At 61.8% G+C, this 18,230-nt stretch carries 17 protein-coding genes; 6 read left to right on the plus strand and 11 right to left on the minus strand.

Features of this window, described 5'->3' with window-relative positions; translation table 11 throughout:
• Together ACZ889_RS08530 and ACZ889_RS08535 are read left to right on the plus strand one after the other, a co-directional pair.
• A complete protein-coding gene (locus ACZ889_RS08530) occupies nt 1-963 on the plus strand; it encodes a FecR family protein (protein WP_319006660.1) in 963 nt (320 codons plus the stop codon).
• A gap of 108 nt (nt 964-1,071) precedes the next feature.
• On the plus strand, nt 1,072-3,501 hold the full coding sequence (locus ACZ889_RS08535; RefSeq protein ID WP_047603301.1) for a TonB-dependent siderophore receptor: 2,430 nt from the start codon (nt 1,072-1,074) through the stop codon (nt 3,499-3,501).
• A 238-nt stretch (nt 3,502-3,739) separates the two neighbouring features.
• Here ACZ889_RS08535 and ACZ889_RS08540 read toward each other — a convergent pair whose 3' ends face one another.
• The 4 genes from ACZ889_RS08540 to ACZ889_RS08555 are packed head-to-tail and all read right to left on the minus strand — an operon-like array spanning nt 3,740 to nt 7,182.
• Nucleotides 3,740-4,897, minus strand: a complete 1,158-nt coding sequence (locus ACZ889_RS08540; protein WP_003248489.1) for an osmoprotectant ABC transporter ATP-binding protein OsmV — start codon at nt 4,895-4,897, stop codon at nt 3,740-3,742.
• Complete coding sequence (locus ACZ889_RS08545) at nt 4,894-5,547, minus strand: ABC transporter permease (protein ID WP_003248487.1); 654 nt, start codon at nt 5,545-5,547, stop codon at nt 4,894-4,896. The genes ACZ889_RS08540 and ACZ889_RS08545 overlap by 4 nt, the downstream gene beginning before the upstream one ends.
• Nucleotides 5,544-6,455, minus strand: coding sequence for a glycine betaine ABC transporter substrate-binding protein (locus ACZ889_RS08550; protein ID WP_004575997.1), 912 nt, complete (start codon nt 6,453-6,455; stop codon nt 5,544-5,546). Before ACZ889_RS08550 ends, ACZ889_RS08545 begins: the two co-directional genes overlap by 4 nt.
• A gap of 13 nt (nt 6,456-6,468) precedes the next feature.
• Nucleotides 6,469-7,182 carry an ABC transporter permease gene (locus ACZ889_RS08555; protein ID WP_003248483.1) on the minus strand — a complete coding sequence of 238 codons (714 nt, stop codon included), beginning with the start codon at nt 7,180-7,182 and terminating at the stop codon, nt 6,469-6,471.
• Between the two features lie 557 nt (nt 7,183-7,739).
• On the opposite strand from ACZ889_RS08555, the gene ACZ889_RS08560 reads away from it, so the two are divergent.
• The gene (locus ACZ889_RS08560) at nt 7,740-9,323 is read left to right on the plus strand and encodes a peptide chain release factor 3 (protein ID WP_003248481.1); all 1,584 of its coding nucleotides are present in this window, start codon (nt 7,740-7,742) and stop codon (nt 9,321-9,323) included.
• A 130-nt stretch (nt 9,324-9,453) separates the two neighbouring features.
• On the opposite strand, the gene ACZ889_RS08565 is transcribed toward ACZ889_RS08560, so the two are convergent.
• The 4 genes from ACZ889_RS08565 to ACZ889_RS08580 form a co-directional block, all read right to left on the minus strand.
• On the minus strand, nt 9,454-10,533 hold the full coding sequence (locus ACZ889_RS08565) for a polyamine ABC transporter substrate-binding protein (protein WP_003248478.1): 1,080 nt from the start codon (nt 10,531-10,533) through the stop codon (nt 9,454-9,456).
• A gap of 52 nt (nt 10,534-10,585) precedes the next feature.
• Complete coding sequence (locus ACZ889_RS08570) at nt 10,586-10,927, minus strand: cupin domain-containing protein (RefSeq protein WP_012051262.1); 342 nt, start codon at nt 10,925-10,927, stop codon at nt 10,586-10,588.
• Nucleotides 10,928-10,960: 33 nt separating this feature from the next.
• Nucleotides 10,961-12,367: an NAD(P)/FAD-dependent oxidoreductase gene (locus ACZ889_RS08575; protein ID WP_180688813.1), complete on the minus strand. Its 1,407-nt coding sequence runs from the start codon at nt 12,365-12,367 to the stop codon at nt 10,961-10,963.
• Between the two features lie 64 nt (nt 12,368-12,431).
• Nucleotides 12,432-13,256 (minus strand): AraC family transcriptional regulator, encoded by an 825-nt coding sequence (locus ACZ889_RS08580; RefSeq protein ID WP_020191899.1) that lies wholly within the window; start codon nt 13,254-13,256, stop codon nt 12,432-12,434.
• Between the two features lie 614 nt (nt 13,257-13,870).
• Between ACZ889_RS08580 and ACZ889_RS08585 the strand changes: the two genes are divergently transcribed.
• The 3 genes from ACZ889_RS08585 to ACZ889_RS08595 all read left to right on the plus strand — a co-directional run bounded on the left by ACZ889_RS08585 (nt 13,871) and on the right by ACZ889_RS08595 (nt 14,981).
• Nucleotides 13,871-14,578, plus strand: coding sequence for an EamA family transporter (locus tag ACZ889_RS08585; RefSeq protein ID WP_476257310.1), 708 nt, complete (start codon nt 13,871-13,873; stop codon nt 14,576-14,578).
• A gap of 8 nt (nt 14,579-14,586) precedes the next feature.
• On the plus strand, nt 14,587-14,736 hold the full coding sequence (locus ACZ889_RS08590; RefSeq protein WP_476257311.1) for a hypothetical protein: 150 nt from the start codon (nt 14,587-14,589) through the stop codon (nt 14,734-14,736).
• 140 nt (nt 14,737-14,876) lie between these two features.
• Nucleotides 14,877-14,981 (plus strand): helix-turn-helix domain-containing protein, encoded by a 105-nt coding sequence (locus ACZ889_RS08595; RefSeq protein WP_180690161.1) that lies wholly within the window; start codon nt 14,877-14,879, stop codon nt 14,979-14,981.
• 366 nt (nt 14,982-15,347) lie between these two features.
• Here the strand turns inward: ACZ889_RS08595 and ACZ889_RS08600 are convergent, their stop codons facing one another.
• The 3 genes from ACZ889_RS08600 to ACZ889_RS08610 are packed head-to-tail and all read right to left on the minus strand — an operon-like array spanning nt 15,348 to nt 18,221.
• Nucleotides 15,348-16,316: a peptide ABC transporter ATP-binding protein gene (locus ACZ889_RS08600; protein WP_003255261.1), complete on the minus strand. Its 969-nt coding sequence runs from the start codon at nt 16,314-16,316 to the stop codon at nt 15,348-15,350.
• Nucleotides 16,316-17,284 carry an ABC transporter ATP-binding protein gene (locus ACZ889_RS08605; protein ID WP_003255260.1) on the minus strand — a complete coding sequence of 323 codons (969 nt, stop codon included), beginning with the start codon at nt 17,282-17,284 and terminating at the stop codon, nt 16,316-16,318. Before ACZ889_RS08605 ends, ACZ889_RS08600 begins: the two co-directional genes overlap by 1 nt.
• Before the next feature lie 10 nt (nt 17,285-17,294).
• Nucleotides 17,295-18,221 carry an ABC transporter permease subunit gene (locus tag ACZ889_RS08610; RefSeq protein ID WP_003255259.1) on the minus strand — a complete coding sequence of 309 codons (927 nt, stop codon included), beginning with the start codon at nt 18,219-18,221 and terminating at the stop codon, nt 17,295-17,297.
• Nucleotides 18,222-18,230: the final 9 nt, after the last annotated feature.

Genomic DNA, 18,230 nt, shown 5'->3' on the forward strand with positions numbered 1-18,230 from the left:
ATGAAACAGCACGGTACCGATGCCGTCCGCGAGCAGGCGGCCGCATGGTTCGCCCGCGTGCAGGATGCACCTCGGGATGCCGGGCTGCACAAGCAGTTGCATGCCTGGTTGGCGAGCGACGAGCACCACCGGGAAGAATATGAGCATCTCTGCCGCGTGTGGCAGGCCGCCGACTTCATTCCACGCCAGCACCTGGAGGCGCTGTGCCAGCCAGACCCGGTGCAGCAGCTACCACGACGGCGTTTCATGCGCCAGGCGTTGGCCGCCAGTGTTGCGGTAGTGGCGCTGGGCCTGGGCTGGGGCGGCTGGCACCACCTGCAACTGAACCATCAAGGCAGCCTGCAGACGGCCTTCAATGAGCGCCGTCAGGTCGAACTGCCGGATGGCTCGCATCTGGAGCTCAATGGCAACACGCAGTTGCAGGTCGAGTTCAGCGCCGGCCGGCGGCACGTGCGCCTGAACGCCGGTGAAGTGATGTTCAGCGTCGCCCATGACAGTAGCCGGCCGTTTGTGGTCGACACTGCCCAGGGTAGTGTGATCGTCACAGGTACCCGCTTTGACGTCCGCCTGGACCCAGCCAGCACCCGTGTGGCGGTGGAACAGGGGTCGGTGCGGGTGCAGGGCAAGGGCGCCTCGCTGGCGCAACTGACGGCCGGGCAGGGGTCGCATATAGATGCACAGGGCCTGGTCGCCGCACCCTATGCGGTCAACACCGGCGCCATGACCGCATGGCGACAGGGCAAGCTGGTGTTCGACAACGCAACCCTCGCCGAAGTAGTGGCCGAAACCTCGCGCTACCGTCGCCAGCCATTGCGGGTCGCCCCTGGGAAAGTCGCCCGGCTGCGCCTGTCCGGTACCTTCAGTACCAACGATACAGACGCTCTGCTGCGGGCCTTGCCGAGCATCCTCCCGGTGGCCATCAAAGCCCATGAAGACGGCTCCAGCGAAATAATCGCCAAATAGATTCAGGTTTTTTTTCACTCGTTCGTCTTCCTCGCCAGCTGCAACTGCCAAGCATTTCCATTTGCACGCGGTTGGCGTTTATTCCGCATTCCAGGATGTTTCGACGACGTGAACAACAACAAACCTCTCCCACGCTTTCGCGCCCTGGCGCTGGCCCTGGCGGTCAGTACTGTGGCCGTTGGCAGCCAGGCCGCAGAGGCCGCTAATGCCCTCCACATCCAGGCCCAGCCATTGGGTTCGGCGCTGAACCAGCTCGGCCAGCAAACCAGCCTGCAGCTGTTTTTCAGCCCCGAGCTGGTCGCCGGCAAACAGGCCCCGGCGGTATCGGGCAACCTGGCGCCGGTGCAGGCGCTGCAACAGCTGTTGCAAGGCAGCGGGCTCACCTACGAGATGTCCGGGGACACCGTTGTGGTGAAGCCTCTGCCGACTACCCTTGACCTGGGCAGCGGCAGCCTGGAGCTGGCCCCCACCGACATCAAGGTGGTCGGTGACTGGCTGGGTGATGCCCAGCAGAGCGTGGTACAGAACCACCCTGGGGCACGCACCGTGGTACGCCGCGAGGCAATGGTGGAGAAGGGCGCAATGAACGTGCGCGACGTGCTGCGCGGCATCCCCGGCGTGCAAGTGCAGGACTCCAACGGGACCGGTGGCAGCGACCTGTCGCTGAACGTGGGCGTACGCGGCCTTACTTCGCGCCTGTCGCCGCGCTCCACGGTACTGATCGATGGCATCCCGGCCGCCTTCGCGCCGTATGGCCAGCCACAGCTGTCGATGGCACCGATTTCCTCTGGCAACCTCGACAGCATCGACGTCGTGCGCGGTGCCGGCTCGGTGCGCTATGGCCCGCAGAACGTGGGCGGCGTGATCAACTTTGTAACCCGGGCGATACCGGAAAAGGCCTCGGCAGAGCTGTCCACCACCCTGGAGACCTCCCAGCACGGTGGCTGGAAACACACCGAGTCAGCGTTCGTTGGTGGCACGGCCGACAATGGCATGGGCGTGGCGCTGTTGTACACCGGGGTGAATGGCAACGGTTACCGTGAAAGCAACAACGGCAACGACATCGACGACGTTATCCTCAAGACGCATTGGGCGCCAACCGATGTCGATGAGTTCTGGCTCAACTTCCATTATTACGATGGCCGTGCCGACATGCCGGGTGGCCTGACCCAGGCCCAATACGACAGCAACCCGTACCAGTCGCTGCGCGATTACGACTACTTCGCGGGCCGGCGCAAGGATGTGTCGTTCAAATGGCAGCGGCAGCTCGACGATGCCACCCAGTTCGAAGTGCTGACCTACTACACCGACAGCTTCCGCGGCAGCACCATCGCCTCGCGGGACATGAAGACGTTGTCGTCGTACCCGCGCAACTACCACACCTTTGCCATCGAACCCCGTGTGTCGCGCATCTTCTTTGCCGGCCCAACCACCCAGGAAGTCAGTGTCGGTTACCGTTACCTGAAGGAAGCGATGCGCGAACAATCGACTCGCCTGGCGCTGATCGACAACGTGCCGACGGTGACCCCGACTTCCGACGGCCACGTGTTCCAGGACCGCAGTGGCGGCACCGAGGCCAGCGCCTACTACATCGACGACAAGATCGACGTGGGCAACTGGACCATCACCCCTGGCGTGCGCTTCGAGCACATCAATACCGACTGGCGCGACCGCCCGGTGCTGGACGCCAACAACCGCCCGGTAGCCGAGAAGAAGCGCAGCATCACCAGCAATGAGCCTTTGCCGGCACTGAGCGTGATGTACCACGTTTCCGATGCCTGGAAGGTATTCGCCAACTACGAGACTTCGTTCGGTAGCCTGCAGTACTTCCAGCTGGGCCAGGGCGGTTCTGGCAACAGTACGGCCAATGGCCTGGAGCCGGAAAAAGCCAAGACCTACGAAATCGGTACCCGTTATGACAATGGCGGCTTTGCCGGTGAGCTGACGGCGTTCTACATCGACTTCGATGATGAGCTGCAGTACATCAGCAACGACGTGGGCTGGACCAACCTCGGTGCGACCAAGCACCAGGGTATCGAGGCTTCGGTGCGTTATGACCTTGCCGGGCTGGACCCGCGCCTGGACGGGCTGTCGGTGAGCGGTGGCTACACCTATACCCGCGCAACCTATGAAGGGGATATCCCAGGGTTCAAGGGCCGAGACCTGCCGTTCTATTCACGCCAGGTGGCCACTGCCGGGGTGCGTTACGCAGTTAACCGCTGGACCTGGAACCTGGACGCCTATGCCCAATCGAAGCAGCGTGCGCCGGGAACCGGGATCAATGCCGATGGCAGTTTCAATGGCGACTACATCACCGAGCCGAGTGCTGACGGGCAGTATGGCGATATTCCGGGTTATGTGACCTGGCATGCCCGCGGTGGGTACGAATTCGGGCCTGAACTGTCCAACCTGAAGCTGGCGGCGGGGGTGAAGAACCTGTTCGACAAGCAGTACTTCACCCGCTCCAGTGACAACAATGCCGGCCTTTACGTGGGTGAGCCGCGGACCTTCTACGTGCAGGCCAGTGTTGGGTTTTGATCGAGACTGCCGGGGCCGCTTTGCGGCCCTTCGCTCGCTCTTGTAGGATCGGGTTTACCCGCGAAAGGGCCGGGCCTGCTGGCCAATTTTCACCAGTCGTTCACCGTTGCCGCCACCACCGTATTCGCGGGTAAACCCGCTCCTACACATGATCGGTGGTGGACATACATCGGGGATTGAACACAGGCCGTTGTAGGAGCGGGTTTACCCGCGAAGGGGCGCAAAGCGCCCCCGACGATTACGAAACCACCGCCTCGGCCGGCGAAACGATACTGCTCTTCGCCCCCCGCGATCTCCCCGAGCTCAGGTACGCGGCAATCGACTCCTGCGTCACCTCGCCCAAGAACACCTGCTCGGCATCCAGCACTGGCAACCACGCGCGGTTGAACTCGTACATGCGCGACAGCAGGATGCGCAAGTGCTCATCGTACGAGGCCGTGGCATTGAACGGCCGCAGGAAATCGCCACACGTCCCTTGCTGGCGGTGCATGTCGCGCCGGCGCACATAGCCCAAGGCCTTGTTTTGCGCATCGGTCACCACCACGTAGCGGCGGTCGTGCTCATCGAGCAGCTCCAGCGCGTCGCCCACCGGTGTTTCCGGGCTCACCGACGGCGCGTTGTCCGCTGCATCCTCGGCACGCACCAGCAACAGGCGTTTGAGGGTGCTGTCCTGGCCCACAAAATTGCTGACGAAATCATCCGCCGGGTGCGCCAGCAGGGTATCCGGGTGATCCAGCTGCAACAGCTTGCCGGCACGGAAGATGGCAATCTTGTCGCCCAGCTTGATCGCTTCGTCGATGTCGTGGCTGACCATGATCACAGTCTTGTTCAGCGCCCGCTGCATTTCGAAGAACTCGTTCTGGATCATTTCGCGGTTGATCGGGTCGACCGCGCCGAACGGTTCATCCATCAACAGCACGGGTGCATCTGCTGCCAGGGCGCGAATCACGCCGATACGCTGTTGCTGGCCGCCAGACAGCTCGCGCGGGTAGCGTTGCAGGTACTGCTTGGGTTCGAGCTTGATCATGTGCATCAGCTCGCGAGCCCGCTCGTGGCATTTCTGCTTGTCCCAGCCAAGCAGGCGCGGGACCACGGTAATGTTCTCCTCGATGGTCATGTTGGGGAACAGACCGATCTGCTGGATCACATAGCCGATGTGCCGGCGCAGGGTAACTTCGTCCAGGCCGGTGGTGTCTTCGCCGTTGATGAACACCTGGCCCGAGGTGGGCGTGATCAGGCGGTTGATCATTTTCAGCGTGGTGCTCTTGCCGCAGCCCGACGGGCCGAGGAACACGCAGATTTCCCCTTCATTGACGGTGAGGCTTACCGAGTCGACGGCTTTGACGTCCTTGCCGTTGACGTTGAAGGTTTTGCTGAGGTTCTTCAGTTCGATCATGAGCGCAGTCCTTCTGGAGTCAGGGCACGTTGCAGGGTTTGCAGCAGCAGGTCGGCGATGATCGCCAGCAGGCTGACCAGTACGGCGCCGACCAGCAGCATCGACATGTCGCTGCGGCTGATGGAGGTAAGGATCAGCACGCCGAGGCCGCCGGCGCCGATGGTGGCGGCAATGGTCATCACACCGATGTTCATCACCACGGCGGTGCGCACGCCGGCGAGGATCACCGGTACGGCGATGGGCAGCTCGACCATGCGCAGGCGCTGGCCGAAGGTCATGCCGATGCCACGCGCGGCTTCACGGATACCGGGCTCGACATTGGTCAGGGCCAGGTAGGTGTTGCGCATGATTGGCAGCAGCGAATAAAGAAACACGGCAGTGATCGCCGGCAAGGGGCCCAGCCCCTGGCCGAACTTGGAGTAGAACGGCAGCAGCAGGCCGAACAACGCAATCGAGGGGATGGTCAGCAGCACTGTGGCGCTGGCCTGCAGCGGGCCGGCCACCGCCGGGAAGCGGGTCATCAGGATGCCCAGCGGCACGCCAACGAGGATCGCCAGGCCGACGGCGATGCCGACCAGCATGATGTGCTGCCAGGTCAGTTGCAGCACCTGGGCCCAGTCGAGGTGGGCGAACGTGTCGAGCAGGCTCATGGCTGTACCTCCTTGAGGGGATGCTCTCGCAGGAATGCGGCGGCCACAGCGGTCGGGTTCTGGTGGTCTACGTCAACCTTGGCATTGAGCTGGCGCATGGTCTCGTCATCGAGCTGCTCGGCCAGTGGCTTGAGCAGGGCGACCAGTTGCGGGTTGGCGTCGAGCACGGCCTTGCGCACCACCGGGGCGGCGGTGTAGTCGGGGAAGTAGTGCTTGTCGTCTTCGAGCAGCTTGAGGTTGAACGCGCTCAGGCGACCGTCGGTGGTGTAGACCAGGCCTGCGAACACCTGGTTGTTGTGCATGGCCGTGTAGACCAGGCCCGCGTCCATCTGGCGGATGTTGGCGCGGCCGACCTGCAGGTCGTACATTTCCTTGAGCCCGACCAGGCCGTCGGGGCGGTTGGCGAACTCGGTGTCCAGAGCCACCAGGTGATTACGCTTGCGCTCGTCGCGCAGCACCTGGTTGAGGTCGCTGATCGAGTTGATCTGCGGGTAGGCCTCGGCGACCTGCTTCGGCAAGCCGAGGGCATAGGTGTTGCTGAATTTCGACGGGGTCAGCCAGATCAGGTCTTTTTTGGCATCCAGCTCCTTGACCTTGGCGTAGGTGGCCTCGGCGCTGGGCATACGCTCATCAATATGGTTGTAGGACACCAGCGACACCCCGGTGTATTCCCACATCAGGTCGAGCTGGCCGGTTTCCTGGGCCTGGCGAGCGATGCTGCTGCCCAGGCCGGTGGTGACGCGTACGTCAAAGCCGTTGGCGCGCAGGTACTGCGCGGTGATTTCGGCGAGCACGGTCTGTTCGGTGAACACCCGCGCGCCGATGCGCACCAGGGGTTTTTCCGCTGCCTGGGCAACTCCTGCGAACAGCAGGGCCGCGCCCAGCAGCAAGGCGATTCTCTTCTTCATACGTTTCCTATCCTTATTGGGCCAGGCCACGTTCCAGCCAGCGCCTGCTGGAGAAACTCACCGCCGCGTCCAGCACCAGTGCCAGCAGCGCGGTGCAGGCGGCACCCAGCAGCAGCTGCGGCTGGTTGTTCAGGGCGATGCCGGGGAAAATCAGGCTGCCCAGGCTGTTGGCGCCGATCAGGAATGCCAGCGGTGCGGTGCCCACGTTCAGCGCCAGGGCCACGCGTACGCCGCCGACGATGATCGGCACGGCGTTGGGCAGTTCTACCTGCCAGAGTTGCTGGCGCGGGGTCATGCCGATGCCGGTAGCGGCTTCCTTGAGCGATGCGGGGACGTTTTTCAGGCCTTCGTAGGTGTTGCGCACGATGGGCAGGAGGGACGCGAGGAACAGTGCGAAGATCGCAGGCCCGGCGCCGATGCCCAGGATACTCAGGGCGATGGCCAGAACGGCCAGAGGGGGGATGGTGTTGCCAACGTTGAAGAACTGCATGAAACGCTCGGCTTTGTCGACCCGGTGCGGTCGACTTAACGCAATGCCGGCGGGGATGCCCACGGCCAGCGCCGCCGCCATCGAAGCCAGCACCAATACCAGGTGCGCTTGCAGGTAGAACCCAAGATCGTCGCGATAACGCGCGATCGTGTCGATGCCGATCCAGTGGACCAGCAGGGCCAGGATGACGAGCACGGCGGCCCATCCCAACAGCCCCTTTCCGTAGCGTTTAGCCACAGGCGGACTCCTTGTGTTGTCGGCGAGCACACTTCTTGGAAGCCGGCCAATCCTGGCGGCGGGTGGTGTGTTCGCGAGTAGCAGCGAGATGCAAGCCGAAGGCTGCGATCAGGCCATGAGCCGAACCCCGTCGGGCCCGAAAATGCTGATGAAACCAGTCCCCAACCGAAGCGGGTTGCAGGGGAGTGGACGTCTCCGTGGGCGTAAAGGTTCCCATCTGAGGCGGCATTTGGCCAGCGTTAATCGCTGGGTGGCAGGATTTTTGGCGAGAAAAAACAGCGACTTAATGCGCTGCAGGCGTTGAAATAACTGCGCTTTGGGCATTTGTCGTGATAAATCGATTGCCTGTTGGATTTCTTTTGTCTGTGCCGGCCTCTTCGCGGGTAAACCCGCTCCTACAGTGACTGCACCGCATCCGAACCCTGTGTCGTACCTGTAGGCGCGGGTTTACCCGCGAAGAGGCCGGCACAGGCGCCATTCATTCGGCAGATTTTGGTCCAGGCCCAACTTCAGGTATGATACTGCCCCTTTCAAATCCCCCAGTCAGGCGATTTCCCATGACCAACCAGGCCGCCGAAGTCGCGAAGCGCCGCACTTTCGCAATCATTTCCCACCCCGACGCCGGTAAGACCACCATCACCGAGAAGCTGCTGCTGATGGGCAAGGCCATTGCCGTCGCCGGTACCGTGAAGTCGCGCAAGTCCGACCGCCATGCCACCTCCGACTGGATGGAAATGGAGAAGCAGCGCGGCATCTCCATCACCACCTCGGTGATGCAGTTCCCGTACCGCGAGCACATGATCAACCTGCTCGACACCCCCGGCCACGAAGACTTCTCGGAAGACACCTACCGCACCCTGACCGCGGTGGACTCGGCGCTGATGGTGCTCGACGGCGGTAAAGGTGTAGAGCCGCGTACCATCGCCCTGATGGACGTGTGCCGCCTGCGCGACACGCCTATCGTCAGCTTCATCAACAAACTCGACCGAGACATCCGCGACCCGATCGAACTGCTCGACGAGATCGAAGCCGTTTTGAAGATCAAGGCCGCGCCAATCACCTGGCCGATCGGTTGCTACCGCGACTTCAAGGGCGTGTACCACCTGACCGGTGACTACATCGTGGTGTACACCCCGGGCCATGGCCACGAGCGCACCGAAGCCAAGATCATCCAGAAGCTGGACTCGGACGAAGCCCGCGCGCACCTGGGCGACCAGTACGATTCGTTCGTCGAGCAACTGGAGCTGGTGCAGGGCGCTTGCCACGAGTTCAACCAGGAAGAGTTCATCAACGGTCAGCTGACCCCGGTGTTCTTCGGTACTGCGCTGGGCAACTTCGGTGTCGACCACGTGCTCGACGCCGTGGTCGACTGGGCGCCGCGCCCGCTTGGCCGTGTGGCCCACGAGCGCACCGTGGAGCCTGTGGAAGAGAAGTTCACCGGCTTCGTGTTCAAGATCCAGGCGAACATGGACCCGAAACACCGCGACCGTATCGCCTTCATGCGCATCTGCTCGGGCAAGTACGAGAAGGGCATGAAAATGCGCCACGTGCGCTTGAACAAAGACCTGCGTATCGGCGATGCGCTGACGTTCTTCTCCTCCGAGCGTGAGCAGCTGGAAGAAGCCTTTGCCGGTGACATCATCGGCCTGCACAACCACGGCACCATCCAGATCGGCGACACCTTCACCGAAGGCGAGGCGCTGGGCTTCACCGGTATCCCGCACTTCGCGCCGGAGCTGTTCCGCCGCGTACGCCTGAAAGACCCGCTGAAATCCAAGCAACTGCGTCAAGGCCTGCAGCAGCTGGCCGAAGAAGGTGCTACTCAGGTGTTCTTCCCTGAGCGCAGCAACGACATCATCTTGGGTGCGGTCGGTGTGCTGCAGTTCGACGTGGTCGCCAGCCGCCTGAAGGAAGAGTACAAGGTCGAGTGCGCCTACGAGCCTATCACCGTCTGGTCGGCGCGCTGGATCAGCTGCGATGACAAGAAGAAGCTCGAGGAATTCCAGACCAAGGCCATGGAAAACCTGGCCATCGACGGCGGCGGTCACCTGACCTACCTGGCGCCGACCCGGGTCAACCTGGCGCTGATGGAAGAGCGCTGGCCGGACATCAAGTTCCGCGCTACCCGCGAGCACCATTAAGGCCTGAAATCGGGGCTGCTTTGCAGCCCTTCGCGGGCACGCCCGCTCCCACAGGAATCACCAGACCTGGAGGTCATGTGATACCTGTGGGAGCGGGCGTGCCCGCGAAGGGCCGCTAGGCGGCCCCATTTCAATTTCCGGCTTTGATACTGGTCCAGATTCGCGTACGAATACGGTCGATCTTCGCCGGCATCGCCTCCAGCGCATACAGCTTGCCCATCACCTCGTCGCTCGGGTAAATCATCGTATTACCCTTCATCGCCGGGTCCACCAACCCGTCCGCCTTGAGGTTGCCGTTGGCGTACTGGACGTGGTTGCTGATGTTGGCCATCACCTCCGGCTGCAGCAGGTAGTTCATGTAGGCATATCCGGCCTTTTCATCCGGCGCATCGACGGGCATGGCGACCATGTCGAACCACATCGGCGCGCCCTCCTTGGGTATCGAATAGCCCACCTTCACGCCATTGTTCGCCTCATCGGCGCGGTTCTTCGCCTGCAGCACATCCCCCGAGAACCCCACTACCACGCAGATATCGCCGTTGGCCAGGTCGCCCGTGTACTTGGACGAGTGGAAATAGCTGATGTAAGGCCGCACTTTCATCAGCAGGTCCTTGGCCTTCTCGTAGTCCTTGGGGTCTTGGCTGTGATGGGGCAAGCCCAGGTAGTGCAGGGCGATCGGCAGCAGTTCGGGGCCATTGTCCAGCACCGCGACGCCACAGCTTTTCAGCTTGCTCATGTACTCGGGCTTGAAGATCAGGTCCCAGGAGTCCACGGGCGCGTTGTCGCCGAGCACCGCCTTGACCTTGTCGATGTTGTAGCCAATACCGGTACTGCCCCACAGGTAAGGGAAGCCGTACTGGTTGCCCGGGTCGTTCACCTCCAGCGCCTTGAGCAGCACCGGGTTGAGGTTGTGCCAGTTAGGCAGCTGGGATTTGTCCAGGCGCTTCAAGGCCTTGCCCTGGATCTGCCGGGCCATGAAATGGTTGGAGGGGAACACCACGTCGTAGCCGGAATTGCCGGTCATCAACTTGCCATCGAGGGTTTCATTGCTGTCGTACACGTCATAGGTCGGCACGATGCCGCTGGCTTGCTGGAAGTTCTTCAACGTATCGGGGGCCACGTAGCTGGACCAGTTGTAGATCTTCACCGTTTCAGCGGCGCTGGCCACGCTGGCGGCCAGCATCAGGGGGGCGAGGAGGAAGGTGCGCATGTCGGGTTTACCTTGCTTTGTCTGTTGTTATCGAAGGCAGGCGATCAGCGGATCAGAAAATAAGCACGTAGGTCTTGCGCACGGTCTCCTGGATGTCCCAGGTGCCGGTGCTGTTGGCCGGTAGCATCAATGCGTCTCCGGCTTCTATGACCAGGGGCTCGCCACCGTCGGGGGTGAACGTGCAGCGGCCCTTGATGAAATGGCAGAACTCCTGTTGCACGATCTGCCGCCGCCAGCGCCCTGGGGTGCATTCCCAGATGCCGGTTTCAACGCCATCGCTGCGCTCCACGCAGGTGACTGACGTGACTGCCACGGGTTCGCCGAGCGGTACCGCGACCGGGTTGGAGCTGTCGAGCACGGCAAATTCGGTGTTCTTGAACTGGGTGATGCTCATGACCGGTGGATCCTGTACGAGTGAAAAGGGAAGTCAGTGCATGAAGCCTTCCATGAAGTCCGCAACCGAGATGGCCAGGCGCCGCCTCCACGGCGCACTGGCAGGGTTGGCGAGGGTCCGGTCCTCATGGACGAAGCTCTGGATGATCGCGTTGTAGCCCAGCCAGCGGCAGGGCTCGGGGGGCCAGCTGGCCAGGCTCGATAGCGGGCGATTGTCGAGCACCCAGGGTTGCGCCGTCAGTTCGTTGCGCTGGTTGAGGATCAGCGCCGCCAGGGTGCGCCCACCCAGGTTGGTAGCCCCGACGCCTTCGCCGCCGTAGCCGCCGGCAAGGGCGATGCCGCGCTGGCGGTCGCAAAGCATGTGTGGGCGGAAGCGTCGCGCCATGCCGAGGTTGCCGCCCCAGGTATGAGTGATGCGTACCTGTTTGAGCTGCGGGAACAGTTCGCCGAACAGGTAGCGGCGCAGTTCGACTTCGTGTTCGTCGAGGTTGAAGTTTTCGCGCAGACGCCCACCGAAGCGGTAGCCACCGCGAGCACCGAAGACCAGGCGGTTGTCGGCAGTGCGCTGGCCGTAGGTGACCTGGCGGCTGCTTTCACTGAAGGCTTGGCCCTTGCTCAGGCCAATCTGCTCCCAGGTGGCCTCCGGCAGCGGCTCGGTGGCCACCAGCAGGCTCTGTACCGGCAATTGGTGTTTGCCCAGTGGCGGCAGGCTGGCGGCGTAACCCTCCACGGCAGGTACCATCCACTGGCAGCGAATCTGTGCCAGCGGGGTACGCACCTCGCTCGGCTGCCAGTCGATGGCCGGGGTGTTTTCGTAGATCGTTACGCCCAGCGCTTCCACTGCCCGGGCAAGGCCGCGCACCAGCTTGGCTGGCTGGATGGTCGCCGTGTGCGGGCTGTAGATCGCTCCAAACGCATTGCTGACCCGCAGCTGGCTCCCCAGCTGCTCGGGGCTCAGCCAGCGGTAGTCGTCCTCGGTCATGCCTTGACGATACAAGTCGTCGAGGTAGGCGCGCAGGCTGCGTTCCTGCTCCGGGTAGCGCGCCGCGCAATACAGCACGCCGCCTTTGCGGTAGTCACAGTCGATGCCTTCGCTTTGCAGCACGCGCTGCACTTCATCCGGGATGCCGTGCAGCAGGTCGATGCTGGCGCGGCGCTGTTGCGGTGAGAGGGTGCCGAGCAGGCGGTCTTCGCCGAGCAGGTTGCCCATCAGCCAGCCCCCATTACGGCCGGAGGCGCCGAAGCCGGCGATTTGGGCTTCGATCACCGCGATGTTCAGCTGGGGGGCCTGGCGCTTGAGGTAGTACGCGGTCCAAAGGCCGGTATAGCCGGCACCGATGATGCACACGTCAACGTCGAGGTCATTGCGCAGTGCCGGGCGCGCGCACAGCGGCTCGTCGAGCTGGTCCATCCACAAGCTGAGCGTGCGCAGGGGTTGCATCGGGTTCGGCTCCACATCCGTCAAGGTCTGTGGGCGATCGTAGTGGTGTCAGCGGGCAGCTGTCCTACGTGCGTGCACGCAGGGAAATTTGCTTGAGGTAGGCCTTGGGCGTGAGCCCGGTGTGCTCACGGAAGCACTTGTAGAACGCCGACAGCGAGTTGAAGCCGGCACTGAAGGCCAGCTCGTCGATCGTCGCCTCGACGCTGTCGTCGCCGAGGCTGGCCATCAGGTGCTGCAGGCGTGCCTGGTTGACGTAGCGGTAGAAGCTTTGCCCCAGCACCTGGTTGAGCAGGTAGGAAATCTGGTTGCGGCTGTAGCCGCTGGCGTCGGCGACCTGTTGCAGGTCGAGCTCCGGGTCGAGGTAGGGGCGTTGACGCTGGAAGTAGTGCTCCAGGTCCTGGGCCATGGTCGACAACTGCCGAGGCGACAGGCCCAGGCGGCTGGTGGCGGGGCGCGGACCGCTGTTGGCGTGGCCTGTGCCGTTCCGGCGGACCAGCGTGGCGTATTCGTTGACCCGCCAGATCAGCCCGTCCCTGACGGTGATCGCCTCGCTGGACTGAAACGCAACCAGGCCGTCGCCGCCCTGGACCGTGACCTGATACTGGATGAATGCGGTGCAGCCATCGACGCGGATGCGGTCGCTGTGGACGATGTCCTCGCCGGCTTCATGGGGCAGGCAAGCGCGTACGTAGTCGCGCAGTTCCTGGTGGCCGAGCACGCGGTTCTGGAAGAAGTCGTGGTACTGGATATCGGGGTGGTAGAGCGCCATGACACCGTCGAGGTCGCGGTGCTTCCAGCAGAGGTGGTAGCGCAGCACGATTTCGGCGGTAAGCGGCGTTTGCTCGGGGCCATCGGGGAGGGTGGTGGCGATCATGGGTGGATAGTGCATTGCAGAACACCCAGGTGCAAGGGCGTGGATCCTGCATATTGCACGGTTTGCTCAGGCGGCTTGGAGGGTAAGCCTTTGATTCTTATGAATGTAGTTTTTTGATACAACTGGCATGGCGGCTGCACCTTTCTTGTCACCATCGAACAAGGAGAAAGGCCATGCGCTCGATACTGCTTTGGATGATTGGGGTGCCGATTCCGGTGATCATTCTGATCTGGTTCTTTATGCATTGAGATTTTGGGGGCCGCTTTGCGGCCCTTTTGCTACAACTCTTCGCTACAAAAGGCATGTGCAAGGCAGGGCCCGGATGTCGGGCTTGAGATCAATAAATCCAATTTGGTGTTCTGATGAATACCAAAGGTCTCGTTGAATTAGTAATATTTAGTGTAGTAAGTGCAGGTGGAGTGTTGTCTGAAAGTTCCTACAGTATTCTCTCGGCACTTGCCGCTATCTCTACAGTACTAACTAACTCGTTAATGATGTTGCTAGGCTGGTGGGCGTGCCGAAATACGTTAGTCTGTAGATTCTTGTCAAAATAGGTGTTTGATTTCTGCTGTTTTCCCGATTACTGTCTGAGGAGGTTCAGGAATAATTCATAATTAAGGACCATTGCTATGGACGTATTCATGGGGTTGCTGGCTGCGCTGTTCTGGGGGGGCACCGACTTCTTGGTCGGCGTGAACGCAAGAGCGGTTGGAGTAAAGCGGGCGGTATTTTTCGGTCAGTTGCTAGGGCTTTTCTTGATGGCAATCATTATTGCCATTTCAGCCGATCAGTGGCAGAAATTTACTTCTGCGCCCTGGCTCACGATAGGGTTAGGAATTGTCGCCTCTCTATGCACCGTAGTAGGAGCGCTGGCGCTTTCAAAAGCTTTCGCTATTGGCAAGACAGCCATCGTGGCGCCCCTGGTCACTTCGTATGGTGTTTTTACAACGCTGTTGGCATGGCTGGGTGGTGACGCCCTTTCCGCTTGGCAGGTGGTCGGTATCCTTGTCTGCTTTTTCGGCGTGCTGTTGGCCTGCCGCAGCGATAATGGTGGTTTCGATCGTAAGGTCACCAGCGTAATGTCTGTGTGGTTTGCTTTGTTGGCGGCCATGCTTTACGGCATCAGCTTCTGGATTCAGGGGAAATTCACCTTGCCGGCGCTGGGACCGGTGAACATGCTGGCGCTAGGGTATGCGGTGGGGGTCATGTTCCTTATCCCTGAAGCCATCAAGTTTCTGCGGGATCATACGACGATAATGCTGAAGACCTATGGCTCACTGTGCGGGGCAAGTCTTTTCAACTTGGGAGGGTTTTCTGCGTTTTCTTGGGGGCTCTAAATGGCTCGGTGTCCGTTGTCACCGTCATCAGCACGTTGTCGGGTGGTATTGCCGCGATCCTGGGGTACTTCTTTTTTCGCGAGCGGCTGTCAGTCATCCAGATCGGTGGTGTTAGCCTAGTGTTGTCAGGCGCTTTGCTTCTTCACCTGTATGGGTGACATTTTCTTCGGTATATAAATCGTAGATTTTTTGGGGGTGCCAATGGCGTGTTTTTCGCTACGGGCCTGTAGATATGAGTGATCATAGTTATGGACTATCAAATCTATCTTGCGAAAGTCATGTTGATATGTTGCCTTGCATGGCAACATTTGCGGTAGTGGTTGAAACTGGAAGTATTGTAGACGCATCTGCCCGATTAGGCTTGACGGCGTCTGCAGTCAGCAAGCAGGTATCAAAGCATTGAAAATGCCTTGTCCCGTACACAAAAAACTGACACTTCCCTGATGGTCGAATCCCGGTATCCGTCCGGCCAACACATCTTCCTGACGGAACCGGCGAAGGCCATGGTGTCCACCTAAAAGTGGACACCATTTCTGACCCATCAAGCGCATTTTCCAGGCCTCAGCGCCGTACCTACAATAAACCTTTCAAAGCCCAGAGTGCGACGAGCCCGGCGCCTCCATCGCAAACATCGCCTTGGACTACAGCCTCAATGGCAACCTCGTCCACAAATGGATTCAGCTCCACAATCAAAAAGCCTTGGTACTTCAGCTGGGCAGCGCAGCAAACTGCTGTTTTTCGCACTGAGGGCTGCCCAGTTTTCTAACAGTTAAAGAAACTGCTCCGCATAGTGGCAGGCAACCTGCCGCGTACTCACCTGCCTCAGTGCCGGCACCTCCTTGGCACACCGCTCGGTCGCATACGGGCAGCGTTTGTGGAAGGCACACCCATCCGGCGGGTTCAGCGGGTTGGGGAGCTCCCCGACGATACGAATCTTCGGCTTCAACGGGTCTGGATGAATCGCCGGTGTCGCCGACAGCAGCGCCTGGGTATAGGGATGCAGCGGCTTGTTGTAGATGTCCTCCTTCGGCCCCATCTCCGCCGGCCGCCCCAGGTACATCACCAGTACCTGATCCGCCACATGCCGTACCACCGCCAGGTTGTGCGAGATGAACACGTAGGCAGTGTTGAACTCCTTCTGCAGATCCATGAACAGGTTCAGCACCTGCGCCTGAATCGACACGTCCAGCGCGGAGGTCGGTTCGTCGGCCACCAGCACCTTGGGTTGCAGCATCATCGCCCGGGCCAGGGCGATACGCTGGCGCTGGCCGCCAGAGAACATGTGAGGGTAGCGCTGGTAGTGCTCGGGGCGCAGGCCGACCTGCTCCATCATCTTCTGCACTTTGTCGCGGCGCTCGGCCTTGCTCAGCGAGGTGTTGATCAGCAGCGGTTCGGCCAGTTGGTCACCGATCTTCTGCCGTGGGTTGAGCGAGGCGTAGGGGCTCTGGAACACCATCTGCACATCGCGGCGCAGTTGTTTGCGCTCTGCCTTGCTGGCGCCCTTCACCTCGGTGCCGGCAATTTGCAGCGAGCCGGACGACGGCTCTTCGATCAGGGTCAGGGCGCGGGCCAGGGTCGACTTGCCGCAGCCCGACTCGCCGACCACGGCCAGGGTCTTGCCGGCCTCCAGTTCGAACGACACGCCATTGAGCGCGCGCACCAGCGCATGGCCCTTGAACAGCCCGCGGGAGACTTCGTAGTGCCGGGTCAGCTCCCGGGCAGATAGAACGACGGCCATCACGCCACCTCCTGGTTCAGCGGGTAGAAGCAACGCACCAGGCTGTGGGCCTGTGGGTCGAGGGGCGGGCGCTGGCGCCGGCAATTGTCCTGTACATAGGGGCAGCGTGGTGACAGCAGGCAGCCGACCGGGCGGTCGTAGCGGCCGGGGACGATGCCAGGCAGTGTGGCCAGGCGCTCGGCGCCAATGCTGTGCTCGGGGATCGCGGCGAGCAGGGCTTCGCTGTAAGGGTGGGCGGGCACATCGAACAGTTCTGGCACCTGGCCCACTTCCACGGCTTGGCCGGCGTACATCACGCACACCCGCCTGGCGGTTTCGGCGACCACGGCGAGGTCGTGGGTGATCAGGATGAGCGCCATGTTGCGCTCCTTCTGCAGGTTGACCAGCAGTTCCATGATCTGTGCCTGGATGGTCACGTCGAGGGCCGTGGTCGGTTCGTCGGCGATCAGCAGCTTGGGCTCGCCGGCAATGGCCATGGCGATCGCCACACGTTGGCTCATGCCGCCTGACAGCTGGTGCGGGTAAGCGTCCAGGCGGCTTTCGGCGGCCGGAATCTCGACCTTCTTCAAGAGCTCCAGAGCACGCTGGCGGGCAGCCTTGCCCTTGAGGCCCAAGTGCTGGCGCAGCACTTCCTCTATCTGGAAGCCCACGGTGTAGCTGGGATTGAGCGCGGTCATCGGGTCCTGGAAGACCATGGCGATGTCCTTGCCCACCACCTTGCGCCGCTGACGGCCGCTGAGCTTGAGCATGTCGGTGCCGTCGAAGGTGAGGGCGTCGGCGGTGATGCGCCCGGGCGCATCGATCAGGCCCATCAGGGCCATCATGGTGACCGACTTGCCCGAGCCGGACTCGCCGACGATGGCCAGGATTTCGCCGGCATCCACCGCCAGGTCCAGGCCATCGACCACCGGTACCGCGTTGGCGTCGCCGAAGCGCACATTCAGGTTGTTGATCTGCAACAGTGACATGGCGTTCTCCTCAGGCGGCGTTCTTGAGTTTCGGGTCCAGCGCATCGCGCAGGCCGTCGCCCATCAGGTTGATTGCCAGCACACTGAGCAGAATGGTCAGGCCAGGCAGGCTCACTACCCACCAGGCGCGCTCGATGTAATCCCGGGCCGAAGCCAGCATGGTGCCCCACTCGGGGGTTGGCGGCTGTACGCCGAGGCCAAGGAAGCCCAGTGCGGCGGCGTCAAGGATGGCCGAGGAGAAGCTGAGCGTGGCCTGCACGATCAGCGGTGCCATGCAGTTGGGCAGCACGGTGACGAACATCAGTCGGGGCAGCCCGGCACCGGCCAGGCGTGCGGCGGTGACGTAGTCGCGGTTCAGTTCGCCCATCACCGCGGCGCGGGTCAGGCGCACGTAGGACGGCAGGGAAACGATGGCGATGGCAATCACGGTGTTGATCAGGCCAGGGCCGAGGATGGCGACGATGGCCACGGCCAGCAACAGCGACGGCAAGGCCAGCATCACGTCCATCAGGCGCATGATCGACGGGCCGAGCAACTGCGGGAAAAAGCCGGCCAGCAGGCCAAGGAGAATGCCTGGGATCAGTGACATCACCACTGACGACAGGCCGATCAGCAGCGATAGCCGTGCACCCTGAATCAGCCGCGAAAGCAGATCACGGCCCAGTTCGTCGGTGCCCAGGATGAACTGCCAGGTGCCGCCTTCCAGCCACACCGGCGGGGTCAGCAGGAAGTCGCGGTACTGCTCGCTCGGGTCATGCGGGGCGACCCAAGGCGCGAACAGCGCGCAGAACACCACCAGGCACATGAAGGCCAGGCCCATCACCGCGCCCTTGTTGCGCGCGAAGGCTTGCCAGAATTCTTTGTACGGGGAGGGGTAGAGCAGGCTCTGGTCCACCGGGCTGGCCGGTGACACGGATTTTGTAATCGGGCTAGTCATGGCAAGGGC

It is taken from the genome of Pseudomonas sp. TE3895 (genome assembly GCF_056278855.1).